The organism is Chryseotalea sp. (assembly GCF_057350905.1).
Window position 1 is genome coordinate 110,029 of sequence record NZ_JBMRCF010000009.1, and the last position, 14,093, is coordinate 124,121.

General features: G+C 40.2%; 12 protein-coding genes. 6 read left to right on the top strand and 6 right to left on the bottom strand.

Annotated elements, in window-relative coordinates:
- Positions 1–13 precede the first annotated feature (13 nt).
- Positions 14–412 (bottom strand): hypothetical protein, encoded by a 399-nt coding sequence (locus ACO1XM_RS13315; protein ID WP_486229760.1) that lies wholly within the window; start codon positions 410–412, stop codon positions 14–16.
- Between the two features lie 183 nt (positions 413–595).
- Here ACO1XM_RS13315 and ACO1XM_RS13320 point away from each other — a divergent pair, with 183 nt between their 5' ends.
- Positions 596–1,894 carry a sensor histidine kinase gene (locus ACO1XM_RS13320; protein ID WP_486229762.1) on the top strand — a complete coding sequence of 433 codons (1,299 nt, stop codon included), beginning with the start codon at positions 596–598 and terminating at the stop codon, positions 1,892–1,894.
- Complete coding sequence (locus ACO1XM_RS13325) at positions 1,891–2,580, top strand: response regulator transcription factor (protein ID WP_486229764.1); 690 nt, start codon at positions 1,891–1,893, stop codon at positions 2,578–2,580. Before ACO1XM_RS13320 ends, ACO1XM_RS13325 begins: the two co-directional genes overlap by 4 nt.
- Before the next feature lie 219 nt (positions 2,581–2,799).
- Here ACO1XM_RS13325 and aspS read toward each other — a convergent pair whose 3' ends face one another.
- On the bottom strand, positions 2,800–4,554 hold the full coding sequence (aspS, locus tag ACO1XM_RS13330) for an aspartate--tRNA ligase (RefSeq protein WP_486229766.1): 1,755 nt from the start codon (positions 4,552–4,554) through the stop codon (positions 2,800–2,802).
- A gap of 120 nt (positions 4,555–4,674) precedes the next feature.
- On the opposite strand from aspS, the gene ACO1XM_RS13335 reads away from it, so the two are divergent.
- Positions 4,675–5,223: a hypothetical protein gene (locus ACO1XM_RS13335; RefSeq protein WP_486229767.1), complete on the top strand. Its 549-nt coding sequence runs from the start codon at positions 4,675–4,677 to the stop codon at positions 5,221–5,223.
- Between the two features lie 543 nt (positions 5,224–5,766).
- Here the strand turns inward: ACO1XM_RS13335 and ACO1XM_RS13340 are convergent.
- Entirely contained in the window at positions 5,767–6,663 is an 897-nt protein-coding gene (locus ACO1XM_RS13340; RefSeq protein ID WP_486229768.1) for a DUF1349 domain-containing protein, read from the bottom strand.
- A 78-nt stretch (positions 6,664–6,741) separates the two neighbouring features.
- On the opposite strand from ACO1XM_RS13340, the gene ACO1XM_RS13345 reads away from it, so the two are divergent.
- The 3 genes from ACO1XM_RS13345 (at position 6,742) to ACO1XM_RS13355 (ending at position 8,300) form a co-directional block, all read left to right on the top strand.
- Positions 6,742–7,194: a nucleoside deaminase gene (locus ACO1XM_RS13345; RefSeq protein ID WP_486229824.1), complete on the top strand. Its 453-nt coding sequence runs from the start codon at positions 6,742–6,744 to the stop codon at positions 7,192–7,194.
- Positions 7,195–7,205: 11 nt separating this feature from the next.
- Complete coding sequence (locus ACO1XM_RS13350; RefSeq protein ID WP_486229770.1) at positions 7,206–7,565, top strand: DUF3127 domain-containing protein; 360 nt, start codon at positions 7,206–7,208, stop codon at positions 7,563–7,565.
- A gap of 126 nt (positions 7,566–7,691) precedes the next feature.
- The gene (locus ACO1XM_RS13355) at positions 7,692–8,300 is read left to right on the top strand and encodes a superoxide dismutase (RefSeq protein WP_486229772.1); all 609 of its coding nucleotides are present in this window, start codon (positions 7,692–7,694) and stop codon (positions 8,298–8,300) included.
- Between the two features lie 49 nt (positions 8,301–8,349).
- On the opposite strand, the gene ACO1XM_RS13360 is transcribed toward ACO1XM_RS13355, so the two are convergent.
- The 3 genes from ACO1XM_RS13360 to ACO1XM_RS13370 form a co-directional block, all read right to left on the bottom strand.
- Positions 8,350–9,954 (bottom strand): ATP-binding protein, encoded by a 1,605-nt coding sequence (locus ACO1XM_RS13360; RefSeq protein WP_486229774.1) that lies wholly within the window; start codon positions 9,952–9,954, stop codon positions 8,350–8,352.
- A 389-nt stretch (positions 9,955–10,343) separates the two neighbouring features.
- The gene (locus ACO1XM_RS13365) at positions 10,344–12,620 is read right to left on the bottom strand and encodes a Tex family protein (protein ID WP_486229776.1); all 2,277 of its coding nucleotides are present in this window, start codon (positions 12,618–12,620) and stop codon (positions 10,344–10,346) included.
- 110 nt (positions 12,621–12,730) lie between these two features.
- Positions 12,731–14,029, bottom strand: a complete 1,299-nt coding sequence (locus ACO1XM_RS13370; protein ID WP_486229778.1) for a DNA recombination protein RmuC — start codon at positions 14,027–14,029, stop codon at positions 12,731–12,733.
- Between the last annotated feature and the right edge of the window lie 64 nt (positions 14,030–14,093).

Consider the following 14,093-nt stretch of genomic DNA (forward strand, 5'->3'; position numbering starts at 1 on the left):
TGGATAAACTGGTTTACTTTTTCAGGACAAAAATTTCTTCACCTGTTTTTCCTGTCAAATCATTTATTATTATTTCGCCTTTGAAGATTTTATCTTGTGGTGTCCCTATAAACTCGAAGGCATACTTTCCAATAGGAGCTTTGAAATGAATTTCCTGCGACTCACAAACACTGGTGTTAAATTCAATTCGGTTTACTGATTGCCCAGGTATAGATACAATTGCTTTTAATGTTTCTCTGGCATTTATTAATTCAACTGTTATCTCTTCCATGTTTCCATTAAAAGTGTAATAGCCTTTCCAGGTGCCGGATACCTTCTGCATATCTAAGGGAGTGGGAACTGGACACTGTTGTGCAAATACGACTGATGCACTAATCATTAATACTGCGATTGTGGATGTAATTGTTTTCATAATTTGTTTTTTTAACAAAGGAGCCAAGAAAATTCTTGGCTATGAGCCAGGCTTAGGTTAAAGTATTTAATGAAAGTGTTAAATGTGTGAATGATAAGTTAACGATACTATTCATAATTAAATCTGTTAACAGAACGTTAACAGATATTTACATTCCATCCATATTTTTTAGTTTTACATGATATGAAAGCAATAGATGCAAAACTATGGATGGTAACTAGCCTGGCTGTGGCTGCACTGTTGACACTATTATTCTTACAGATGCGTCTACTTAATCAATCTATCGAAACGAATAAGCAGGTGTTTAGTCAAAAGGTCAATATTGTTTCTGAAAAGGTCACAGAAGCTTTTCGAGATAGAGAAGATGCAGCGCTGCGATTGCCAGTTTGGATTCATTACGACTCTGATGATAGCTTAAGTAGAACTATACATTATATTGTTGATCAAGTACTAGTGCAATACAAACTTCCACTGAATTATGAATACGGCATTTATATTCATGGAAAAGAACGATCGGAAAGTTTTACGCTTGTAAATGCAAGTAACACTTCTGTCCCCCCTGAAGTTACCCACGATTGTGATGGCGAATGTGAACATGATTATGGTCTCAGTAGCCTTACCTGTGGTTATGATTATGGCGAGGATAACCAATATCACCTTGCAATTTTTTTTGACAAAGAAGGCTATTTGTTGGAAATGGCCAGTGGAAATTTTATTGTTTCTGCTACATTGGCCATAATACTTGCTTTGGCTTTTGCTTACATTATCTATCTCTTGAGGAAGCAAAGAAGGGTTTCTGAAATTAAGGATGACTTCATTAATAATTTGACACACGAATTTAAAACACCAATCTTCTCAATTGAACTAGCCGCAGGACTTCTTAAAAAGGCGAATGAATTAAAAGGTTCTGAAAAACTCTCAGGCCTTGCAAATCTCATCAGTACAGAAGCACAGCGATTAAAAACACAAGTTGACAAGATTTTACAAATGGCTCTTATTGATTCTGGAAACTTCAGACTTGAAAAACGCTCTGTAGATTTGCATGAACTGATTCAAAATGCGGTACGTCATTTTCAATTGATTATTTCAGAAAAGGATGGGAGTATTATACTCGATCTACACGCCACCACAACAAGGCTTAGTGCGGATGACATACATTTGAAAAATGTTGTTAATAATCTGTTGGATAATGCAATAAAGTATTCAGATAAGGCACCGATGATATCAATTTCTACCAAGGATACTGATAACGGTATTTTGTTATCAATTCGTGATTCAGGAATTGGTATGAGTAATGAAACTCAGCAATTGGTGTTTCAAAGATTTTACAGAGCACAACAGGGGAATATACACAATACAAAGGGTTTTGGTCTAGGTTTAAGTTATGTAAGGCAAATTGTAGATGCACATAAAGGAACAATTACTTTAAAAAGCAAGGAGCATGTTGGCAGCGAATTTACTATTTACTTACCAGTCATTTGAATAACGCATACAAAATACTGCTTGTAGAAGACGACAATAGTTTGGGTTATGTCCTAAAGGAATACCTTACTATGAATGGCTACGATGTAACCTGGGTAAAAGATGGCGAGCAGGCTATTATATTGGCCAGAGACAAATCTTTTAATTTATGTCTGTTGGACGTTATGCTTCCCAAAATTGACGGGTTTTCACTTGCTTCTGATCTCAAGCGTCTTGCTCCAACACAGCCCATTATTTTTTTAACGGCAAAATCTTTGAAAGTTGATAAGCTAAAAGGCTTTAAGCTTGGGGCTGATGATTACATTACAAAACCCGTGGATGAAGAAGAGCTTATGGCAAGAATCAGCGCGGTAATCAATCGAACAGGTACTGAGAATGTAATAAAAAAAATTGTGTCAATTGGTAGCTTTCAGTTTGATATGATTAATTCTTCTTTAACAAGAAACGGATCTACACAGACCATTAGTAGCAGGGAAGCTGAAGTATTACAGATTCTGGTGCAAACTCCTGGTAGATTGGTGGCTCGTAAAACAATTCTAAATGATTGTTGGGGAGCTAACGATTATTTTAATAGGCGTAGTATGGATGTTATTATTTCCCGATTAAGAAAATACTTGAAAGATGACCCTAGTATTGCTATAGTAAACGTACATGGAAGAGGTTTTATTTTGAAAATCGAGCCTTAGTTAAAAGACTATACTAAAAAAAGTAATACTGACTGATGGAAATTGCACAACTATTGTGATAGAAGAATAGCCCGATCGTTCGGGCTATTTTGTTTTAATAATATAGGATTAATGATTTTAATTACCGGTCTGTTATACACAGAACTGATAGCGGAGTACACAAAACAGCACTCGTTAATTCATTCTACCTTCTGTATCCTACCTACCGTATTCTCTCTTCTAAATTCTTATCCCCAGCTCTTTCAATTGCTCTTCGGAAATAGTAGAGGGTGTATCAATCATCACATCACGACCGGCATTGTTTTTAGGGAATGCAATAAAGTCGCGGATTGAATCGGAGCCACCAAAGAGTGAGCACAGGCGATCGAAACCAAAAGCGATACCACCATGAGGCGGTGCACCAAATTCAAAAGCCTCCATTAAGAAACCAAATTGTTTTTTCGCCTCAACTTCGCTAAAGCCAAGATGTGTGAACATCATCTGCTGTGTAGGTCTGTCGTGGATACGAATAGAACCCCCACCAATTTCTGTTCCATTCAGCACCATGTCATAGGCATTGGCTCTCACCTTACCCGGATCACTTTCAAGCAAGTGTATGTCCTCGCGCTTAGGCGAAGTGAAGGGGTGGTGCATAGCATGGTAACGTTTACTTTCTTCATCCCATTCTAATAGGGGGAAGTCAAGTACCCATAAGGCTGAGAATTTATTTTTATCGCGTAAGCCTAATTGTTCACCAACATGCAAGCGCAGCTCACTTAATTGTTTTCTGGTGGCATTGCTTTCTCCGGCCAGTATCAATAATAAATCTCCAGACTTGGCATTGAAAGTTTCTGCCCATTTCTTTAAATCATCGCTGCTAAAGAATTTATCAGCAGAAGATTTAAAAGTGCCATCTGTTTTGCATTGCACATACACTAAACCCTTGGCGCCAATTTGCGGGCGCTTTACAAATTCAGTTAATTCATCAAGTTGCTTACGTGTAAAATCACTGCAGCCGCTGGCATTAACACCGACTACCAATTCTGCATTGTCGAACACCACAAAGTTTTTACCGGAGGTAAGGTCAATACCTTCACCCTTCAACTCTACAAAGCGCATATCAAAACGCGTATCAGGTTTGTCGTTGCCATAAAACTTCATGGCATCTGCGTATTGCATGCGCTGTACTATTGGCAGGTCAATGCCTTTTACACTTTTGAATAAATGTCTGATCAATCCTTCGAAAGTGTTGAGAATATCTTCCTGTTCAATGAAAGCCATTTCACAGTCGATTTGCGTAAACTCAGGCTGACGATCCGCACGCAGATCTTCATCACGGAAGCATTTTACAATTTGATAGTAGCGGTCGAAGCCTGAAACCATCAGTAATTGTTTGAATGTTTGAGGAGATTGAGGTAAGGCGTAGAACTCACCATTGTGCATGCGCGAAGGCACTACAAAGTCGCGCGCACCTTCGGGTGTTGACTTAATCAACACAGGCGTTTCCACTTCTATAAACTGCTGTGCATCCAGATAGGCACGTGTTTGCTGTGCCATTTTATGACGCAACTGTAATTTTTCACGCACAGAATTTCTTCTCAAATCCAGGTAGCGGTACTTCATGCGCAGGTCATCGCCACCATCTGTTTCATCTTCTATAGTAAAGGGAGGTAGCTTGGCAGTGTTCAGTACACTTAGCTTTGTTGCCTTTACTTCTATTTCTCCGGTAGGAATTTTATCGTTTTTGGAGAGGCGTTCAGCAACAACACCTTCCACCTGAATAACAAATTCGCGGCCTGTGGCACGTGCCTGATCAAAGAGGCTTGCCTCTGTCTTCCCCTCTTCAAAAATTAGTTGGGTTAAGCCATAACGGTCGCGCAGATCGATCCACAGCACACTGCCCTTATCGCGACTCCGCTGCACCCAACCGGCCAGCTTTACTGTCTTTCCAACATCCGAAATTCTTAATTCACCGCAGGTATGAGATCGTAGCATATAGAAATGTTAATTTTGCCAAGCTGCGCTAGCGCTTCGGCTGGTAAGTCTTAAATTTGAAGCTTGCCTGCTGAAGCTTGAGCGAAAGCAGGCGCGAATTTAATTGAATCTTTCCTAGCTATGCGATACTTACTCATTATTTTACTCTTAACAGCCACTGCTTTTGTAAATGGCCCCAAACTGGTTAAAACCAAGATCAGCGAGGGTATCACAGTATCCATTCCTGAGACATTCACCCCGATGTTGCCCGATGACATTGTACAAAGACTGCCCTCAGTAAGAGCGCCCCTGGCTGCCTACACCAATCCGGATCGGGATATTGACATTAGTGTAAATATTTCAGCCACCCAATGGCCTGATGCCAACCTTGAACTGGCCGGTAAATTCTTCAGGTCAGGGCTACAAAACTTATATGATAAAGTGGACTTTATCAATGAAGGAGTTGTAGAAATTCATGGCAAGCGCTACATATTTTTTGAAATGGAGTCGCGGATGAATGGTATGAGGGCCAATGAGACACAAAGGGCACCCGTTATTAAGTATACTTACATCCAATACCTGGTAGAGAAAAATCGTACGTTGGTATTTTCCTTTAATTGTCCGGCCAATGTAAAAGCGGACTGGCAGGCAACCGCCAGCCAGGTAATGAAGTCGGTAAGGGTGAAGTAAGTATCCGTTAATTCTCTTAGCAGATTCCTTCAAAACAACTTCGTAAGCGTATGTGAGCCCTAACGGCCTGGGAGTGAAAACTCAAGTGTATCGCTTTATTCGAATGATTTGGAAATATGCTTATGTCCTTTTATGCACCACCCACGGTAAAGGGCGCTTAGTGTTAAAAGTATATTAATCTAAACCAACTCCTTGTCTCTAGGCGGGGAGAGGTGTGACTAAAACGCCTCATCGATCACAGAGACATGAACAGATTTATTCAGCACATATTGAATTTCTTATGCTTTCTTACAGCATGCTCAGGCAAGGCCTTATGCTATCTTCGGCCTGGCAGGGTATGTGCGGATAGCATATAGCCTTGAATGAGTATGCGAGGCCCAACGGCCTGGGAGTGAAAACTCAAGTGGATAGCTTTATTCGAATGATTTTGAAATATTCTTATGTCCTTTTATGCACCACCTACGATAAAGGCCACTCAGTGTTAAAAGTATATTAATCTAAACCAACTCCTCGTCCCTAGAGGAGACGAGGAGTATAAGATAGTTACTCACCAATTATTTTCAGCAGTGCTTCGTTGCTTAATGAATAATCCACTAGTCTGTTCGTATAAACCTGATTAAGCCATTGCTTACCCGGATTAGGATCGTTGTAGTTTACAATAGGTTTATTGAAATGCACATAGTCAACCGTTAGTCTGAAATCGCATTTGCCAAGATGATCAAATTCTTCATTGTTAAATTTGAAAGGATCGCCCCATAAAATATTACCTGGCACTGCCGTGCTGTTGGTGTAGCAGTTTAATCCTATTTGTAAAACCGGTGGCCAGTCCACCAGGTAAAACCGATCATGCACAGTCCATGTTTTATCTTTATCGTATTTATACAACATAATAAAAGCATTGCCAATGCGCGTAATGCGCAACGTAATCCACTCCGCTTTGGCATCGCGCAATTTTAAATTTGATTTACTGTTGAGTGTATACTTTGTTTCGATTACCTGCTTACCACTTTCTTCGGCTACACCAGTCGTCATAAACATCCAGTTTTCTTCCTTGGCTTTCCACTGCTCTTTGCTTGTGCGTTTGGGAACGCGTACCATCAGTCCACCTAATGACCAAATGGTTTGTGAGATATCAGAAGAGAGTCCGCTAGCTTTGATGCGAGCGCGTACATCAAAATCACCAGCAACTTCCTTGTATAAAAAAGGAGCATTTTTATCTGCAAACCAGCCAGATGTACCAGGCTCAATAATGAGATTACCATCTTTTACTTCTTTCTTTTTGGCCTTGTCGGGCCAGCCTTCGGTGGTGTGCAGCCATTTCCAGTTTTGTAATTCATCGTCCTTTGTAAAATAACTATTTAATGAAGGCGTAGCCTGCTGAGAAAGGGCCGTTGCATAAACAAAGCATGCAAGCAGAAGTGTGGATAAAAATTTCATCATTTTGTTTTGATTAAAGAAGCATATACTGAAAAAGCGAAGGTCAAGTTTCATAGTTTTGTACCCCTACAAGTTGTATTTATGGCCATAGTGGAGGTTTTTACAGACGATTACTTTATGCAAGAGGCGCTGAAGGAAGCGCAAAAGGCATTGGCCATTGGTGAGGTGCCTGTCGGGGCTGTAGTTGTGGCCAATAACAGGATTATAGCCAGGGCGCACAACCAGACAGAGAAGCTGACCGATGCCACCGCCCACGCAGAAATGCTGGCGGTTACTGCCGCAGCGAATTTTCTTGGGTCAAAATACTTAACAGAGTGCACCTTATATGTTACCTTAGAGCCTTGTGTGATGTGTGCAGGTGCGCTGCACTGGGTACAGTTAAGTAAATTGGTGTTTGGGGCCAGTGATGTGCAAAGAGGTTATGGATTGATCAAGTCACCGATACTGCATGCAAAAACAGAGGTAGTTCGTGGTGTGAAAGAAGCGGAGAGCCGCACATTGATCAATACATTTTTTAAAAGTATCAGAGATTAAATTATAGTATAATGGACGTAAAAGGAAGAGTGATCCAGATTTTGGCAGAACAAACCGGAGCTGGAAAAAAAGGAACCTGGCGCAAGCAGGAATTTATTGTTGAGACACAAGGTCAGTATCCCAAGAAAGTTTGTCTTTCGATATGGGGAGATAAAATACAACAATTCGCCTTGTCAGTGGGCGATCAGGTTAGTGTATCTGTGGATTTAGAAAGCCGTGAATACAATGGCCGTTGGTATACAGAAGCACGTGCCTGGAAACTTGAGAAGCAAGGTGACAACGGAGGTGGTGCTGGTTACAGTGCGCCCCCTGCCTATGATACTTTTGATTCATCTTCTTCCACACAATCATCAGATGACCTGCCATTTTAATGGATTATGGTGAACAAATTTTGGAGTATTGTAGTTGTTAGAGTGTATTTCGAATCTGTCAAAAGCAGGTTGCGTGAATATGATGCAGATCATCAATTTAAATAGTTAAACCTTAATATATCAATTATGGCTTTTACATTACCCGCGCTTCCATACGCTACTACAGCCCTGGAGCCACACATCGATGCAAAAACAATGGAGATACACCATGGCAAGCATCACAATGCGTATGTTACAAATCTCAATGCAGCTGTTGCTGGCAAGCCAGAAGAAAACCTGAGCATTGAAGAGATATGCAAAAACATTTCAAAATATCCGGCTGCCGTTCGTAACAATGGCGGTGGACATTACAACCACAGCTTATTCTGGACAGTGATGGGACCAAATGCAGGAGGTGCACCAACAGGTGCATTGGCTGATGCGATCAATGCTGCTTTCGGAAACTTTGATGAGTTTAAAACCAAATTTGCAGCTGCAGGTGCAACGCGTTTTGGTTCAGGTTGGGCTTGGTTGATTGTAGGTGCTGATGGAAAATTAGCCATTACCTCTACACCTAATCAGGATAATCCTTTAATGGATGTGGCTGAAGTAAAAGGCACACCTATTCTAGGCTTGGATGTTTGGGAGCACGCTTACTATTTGAACTATCAGAACCGCAGACCAGATTATATTACAGCCTTCTGGAATGTGGTGAATTGGGCAGAAGTAGCAAAACGCTTTGCTGCTGCTAAATAATTACTGATTTTATTTTTAATGAAAGGCCTGATCAACGATCAGGCTTTTTTTATTTTACATAAGGCAGGTGAATGGTAAAGGAAGAGCCAGTTCCCCACTTTGATGACATGGTGATTTTACCTCCTAATCTTCCAATGGCCTCTTTTGCAATGTATAAACCAAGGCCTGAGCCAGATGAACTTGCCGTTCCTCTGAAGAACATATTGAAAAGTTTATCCTGATACTCTTCCCGCACGCCTTCTCCATTATCGCTTACTTCAATTAATTGCATGCCACTTACTGCATACGCATGTATGGTGATGGTGGGTTGGTGATCCTTGTATTTTTTTTGATACTTAATCGCATTAGACAACAGATTGTTAAGTGTTACACGCATTAATAACCGGTCACTGATGATATAAGGTGTTTCAAGATTGATACTAAATTCAATTTTATCAAAGCCTTCGAGAAACTCGAACTTATTGTTGATATCATAGATCAATTCGGCCAGATCAATTTTTTCGTATTGGATTGTGTTGCGGTTTGCACGTGAGTAATCCAGGACTTCTTCAATAAATTCCTCAAGTCGATTAACACTTTTATCAATCTTATCAATATAAATGTGCGATTGCTGTGGCTCTATTCTGCTGATGTTGACAAGACCTTTAATAGACTTTAAGGGTGCACTTAAATCGTGAGATACACTATAGACGAACCGATCAAGCTCCTCATTTTTTTGTTCCAGTTCAGCATTCATGAGTTCAGCCTTGCTCTTCTGTTCTTTTAGATCTCTCTCGGTTTCACTCAAGTCAGAAACCACACGGCCAACCAAAGCCGAAACGAACAGCATGGTACTCATCCCTAAGTGAACACTGAAGTATTGTGTGGATCCCTGTGTTATTAATAAGGATGAAGCAAAGTCGAATAAGGGCAATAAATAGCTGAGCATAAAAATGATTACATTAAGCACGATCGCGACTTCGAAGCCCCATCGCAAGGCAAAGAATGTGGCGCCAATGCCATAGATAAACCAATACTTATCAAAAGGAAAAAGCAACGACAAGACAACAAAAGTTGCGCAGACAAGGCTTAACTCAAAATAGGCTTGCTTTGAAATTTTTGGCTTATTGAATTTAATAGCCCATTTCCCTGAGCTTTTTGTTGGTTGAATGAAGTATAGCAAACAGATAGCTATTGGAAAAATGGTGATAAAATCAGATAACCAGAACATAGATACCTTATCCATGTCACCCTTCACAAATCCATAGTGGTATACATAGACTGAGTTAATGCATATTGGTATAACAATCCCCAGCAGAACAAAACGTAAAAAGTTATTAGTGTTTGAAAATGGTTGGAAGTTTTTGTTACTACTGAATTGAGTATAGAGCAACCATGATGAGAGCGCCACTGCCGCCTCATGTGTTGTCAGTACTAACATCTTAGGCGGAAATTTAGTTACGCCCCATATCATCATGGTAGTTATGCCATTGATGAAGATGACGGGTAAGATCTTCAGACCAAACCAATGGATATACAAGATGCCCAGCACGAGGGGTAAGTATAGCAGTAGTGAATTAGTAACGTTACCTAACTGATGTGAAAGGTAGGATAAGGTGACTAAGACAGTTTGAAGTACAATAAGTCGAAAAAGGTATTGGGCAGGCTTTTTCAAAAAAATGGTCGTTTTAACGAATATACTTAAAATTGAAAATAAAACGATCCATTAAAGTAAAACCTATTTTCCGTATAGATATAAATACTGTAGTTGTCTAGCAACGCAAGTGTTTACCTAATTAAGAAAGGTCGAGGACTTAATATTAAACTTATGCTTGAGCATGACATATGAATAAGCCTGAGCTCGAAAGTGCAGTAGGTTTTAATAAGCACAAAATTTTTTTGCAAATTTTTAAATCAAAAGAATGTAAGACTTATACGGAAAGTTGAAAGGTGCTATGTGGATACCTTAATTTTAAGGTATTTGGTTTATTGATTTTTTTAGAAATCGGTCAATAAAAAAGCCAGGATAAAATTACCCTGGCTCTTTAAATCAATTCGTTAAAATTACTTTTTGAATTTACTCATCAGCATGGCTAGTTTTTCTTCCATGCTTGGTTCAGGTTTCGCTGGCTTATCATTTCTTCTTTTATCCGGTGCGCCCTTCGCTTTCTGCTGAGCAGGAGCATCACTAAAAGGATCACTCTTCATCGACAGGCCAATACGTTTGCGTGCCACGTCCACCTCTGTAACCGTAACGGTTACTTTCTGTTGAACACTGACCACTTCGTTAGGGTCTTTTACAAACTTATCAGATAAATGACTGATGTGTACCAAACCATCTTGGTGAACACCAATATCAACAAAAGCACCAAAGGCTGTTACGTTAGTAACAATACCCGGTAACTTCATACCAATCTTCAAATCTTTAATTTCATTTACGCCATCGGTGAAACTGAATACTTCAAAACCTTCGCGTGGATCGCGACCTGGTTTTTCTAATTCAGCTACAATATCGGTAAGTGTTGGTAAGCCGACTTTTTCTGTAATGTAATTTTTCAAATCAAGTTGTTTACGCAACTCCGCGGTGCTCATCAAATCTTTTACACTGCATTGCAGATCTTTGGCCATCTTTTCTACAATGGTGTAGCTTTCCGGGTGAACGGCACTGGCATCCAGTGGATTTTGCGCTTCGCGAATGCGCAAGAAACCTGCGGCCTGCTCAAATACTTTTTCCCCCAAACGAGAAACTTTCATTAACTCTTCGCGGCTTTTGAAAGGTCCGTTTTGATTTCTATACTCAACAATATTTTTTGCAATGGAGCTGTTCAAACCCGATACGTAAGCAAGCAGTTCTTTACTTGCTGTGTTTACTTCAACACCGACAGAGTTCACGCAACTCATAACTACGTCATCCAGGCCTTGCTTCAATTTCACCTGATCAACATCGTGTTGGTATTGACCAACACCAATAGATTTCGGATCAATCTTCACCAACTCTGCCAAAGGATCAGTTAAGCGTCTGCCAATCGATACAGCACCACGCACCGTTACATCATAGTCAGGAAATTCTTCACGCGCCACATCACTGGCGGAGTAAACCGAGGCACCGCTCTCGTTCACCATCACCACTAATATTTTGTTTGGCAGGCCGATACTTTTTACAAAAGCTTCTGTTTCACGACTGGCTGTGCCATTTCCAATGGCAATTGCCTCTACATCAAATTTTTCGCAGAGTTCTTTAACAATCACTCTCGACTTGGCCGTTTCGCGCTGGGGTTCGTGCGGATAGATGTTGGTATTGAAAAGTAATTTACCCTGACGATCTAATACGACAAGTTTACAACCTGAGCGAAAACCGGGATCAAGTGCCAGCACATTTTTCTGACCTAAGGGTGCTGCCAGTAATAACTCTTTTAGGTTAGTGCAGAATACTTTGATGGCTTCATCATCCGCTTTCATCTTGCTTTCAATACGCACTTCTGTTTCTAACGAAGGACGTATCAAACGCTTATAGCTGTCTTTAATGGCTAAACGAATTTGCTCAGTGGAGGCATTTTCACCTTTAATGATTTGTCTTTCAATAGATGAAATGGCTTCTTCTTCGCCCGGAAAAATATCCAGCATGAGAATACCTTCTTTCTCACCTCTGCGCATGGCAAGCATGCGGTGAGAAGGTACTTTACCGATAGGCTCTTTCCACTCAAAGTAATCTTTAAATTTCTGGCCTTCCTCTTCTTTACCTTTTAACACACGCGATTCAGCAACGCCTTGGGTCCAATAGATTTCGCGTATACGTTTTCTGGTTTCCTGATTTTCACTGATCCATTCAGCCATGATATCGCGCGCACCTTCTAAGGCCTCTTCTTCGGTATTCACACCTTTTTCGGCATCAATAAAAGTTTTAGCCAATTCAGCGATAGAAATTTTTTCCTGACTGAAAATTCTTTCTGCCAGTGGTTCCAGTCCTTTCTCCTTAGCCACCGAAGCACGTGTTTTACGCTTGGGCTTGTAGGGCAGGTATAAATCTTCAACCTCTGCCAGCGTTTCAGATTTAGCAATAGCCGATAGTAACTCAGGGGTAAGCTTGCCTTGTTTTTCAATGGAGCTGATCACAGCTTCTTTGCGTTTATCAAGTTCCCGCAATTGTTCGATACGGTCGCGCACATTGGCGATCATCACCTCATCCATGCTGCCTGTCATTTCTTTACGGTAGCGTGAGATAAAGGGTATCGTAGCGCCTTCTTCCAAAAGACTGGCTAAGGCATCAACGTTTTTTTGTACTAATGAAAACTCTCTGGCAATTTGTTCTGTCCAGCGCGAAAGATTCTGATCTACACTCATATTGTAAAATAGGGACGCAAATTTAGGATTACCCTGATCGTGGGCAAGTCCGTGTTTATAAAAAAAGAAATAGTTTTTTTGTTGCTTTTTAAGATAATTCTTTGGGCACTTTAATCGGCACGGTCTAACAATTGCTGACTCAGTTGCTTAGTGGTTTTTGCACCCAGTTCCTTGAGTCTTTCAGTTTTGCGCACCAGATTATCCTTGCCTTCAATGAGTTTATTCATCGCATCCTGATAACTGTTTTGCGTTGATTTTAAATTATTGCCCACTTTAGTCAAATCTTCAATAAGGGTATGGAATTTATCATAGAGCGATCCTGCCTGGCGTGCAATTTCAAGTGCATTTTTGTTTTGCATGTCCTGCTTCCAGATATAGCCAATTGTACGCAAGGTTGCCAGTAAGGTAGTGGCAGACACTAAAGCAATATTTTTGTCCAGTGCTTTTTCGTATAAAGAATTATCTTCTTTTAATGCTAGCGTAAGTGCTGGTTCGTTGGCCAAAAACATCATCACGTAATCTGGTTGATTGATTTCATATAGATTTTGATAATTTTTCTCGCTTAACAATTTGATGTGTGAATAAACGCTATCTAAGTGACTTTTCAGAAATTTACTTTGCTCGACTTCATCACTTGTGTTGTAATATTCGCTGTAGGCAGTCAAGGAAACTTTAGAATCGAGGACAAGGTATTTATCATCCGGAAGTTTAATAATGTAATCCAGCCGTTGATTGAGCCCTTCTTCGTTTTTGAAATTCTTTTCTTTGAAATAATGAATATCTTTTTGCAAACCGGCCCTTTCGAGAATGGCTTCCAGCTGAATTTCTCCCCAGGTTCCTTGTGTTTTAGAATCGCCCTTTAGTGCTTTAGAAAGATTGCTTGCCTCTTTTGTTATTTGTTGGTTTAATTCTTTCAGATTAACCAGTTGTTCACGCAAGGCAGAATTGCGGTCAATGCTTTCTTTATTAGTTTGTTCTACCTTCTTTTCGAAGTCAGTAATTTTTTCTTTCAGCGGATTTAAAATTTCACTTAGATTAGTCTTATTCTGCTCTGTAAACTTTTTGCTTTTTTCTTCAAAAATATCATTTGCCAGATTTTTAAACTGAAAAGCAAACTGATTTTGCAGTTCTTCTATCTCCTTTTTACGCTCTTTTAATTTTTCCTCCAGGTTAATATAATTGGTTTCCGTAGAGGCGAGGTTAGTGGCCAGTGCAGATGCCTTATTGCGTTCAGCTTCGAGCTCTTTTTTTTGTTCAATTAATCGCAAATCAAGTGTTTTAGCCTTTTCCTGCTCAGCCAGTAAAAGCCCGGCAGTTTGCTGATTTTCTGACAGGAACTTTGAGCGTAGGGCAAACCAGGCTAAAAGCCCGCCTATCAACAATCCGATAACGAGATAAAGAATTTCCATAGCAATACTGATATGCAAATAAACCCTTTCTTAATGACAAATACTGTCACGTTTTTAAATTCTT

What these genes read in the sequence shown, in the direction of transcription:
- ACO1XM_RS13315 (WP_486229760.1), bottom strand. Translation starts at nt 412, where the DNA reads ATGAAAACAATTACATCCACAATCGCAGTATTAATGATTAGTGCATCA.
- ACO1XM_RS13320 (WP_486229762.1), top strand. Translation starts at nt 596, where the DNA reads ATGAAAGCAATAGATGCAAAACTATGGATGGTAACTAGCCTGGCTGTG.
- aspS (WP_486229766.1), bottom strand. Translation starts at nt 4,554, where the DNA reads ATGCTACGATCTCATACCTGCGGTGAATTAAGAATTTCGGATGTTGGA.
- ACO1XM_RS13335 (WP_486229767.1), top strand. Translation starts at nt 4,675, where the DNA reads ATGCGATACTTACTCATTATTTTACTCTTAACAGCCACTGCTTTTGTA.
- ACO1XM_RS13340 (WP_486229768.1), bottom strand. Translation starts at nt 6,663, where the DNA reads ATGATGAAATTTTTATCCACACTTCTGCTTGCATGCTTTGTTTATGCA.
- ACO1XM_RS13345 (WP_486229824.1), top strand. Translation starts at nt 6,742, where the DNA reads ATGGCCATAGTGGAGGTTTTTACAGACGATTACTTTATGCAAGAGGCG.
- ACO1XM_RS13350 (WP_486229770.1), top strand. Translation starts at nt 7,206, where the DNA reads ATGGACGTAAAAGGAAGAGTGATCCAGATTTTGGCAGAACAAACCGGA.
- ACO1XM_RS13355 (WP_486229772.1), top strand. Translation starts at nt 7,692, where the DNA reads ATGGCTTTTACATTACCCGCGCTTCCATACGCTACTACAGCCCTGGAG.
- ACO1XM_RS13365 (WP_486229776.1), bottom strand. Translation starts at nt 12,620, where the DNA reads ATGAGTGTAGATCAGAATCTTTCGCGCTGGACAGAACAAATTGCCAGA.
- ACO1XM_RS13370 (WP_486229778.1), bottom strand. Translation starts at nt 14,029, where the DNA reads ATGGAAATTCTTTATCTCGTTATCGGATTGTTGATAGGCGGGCTTTTA.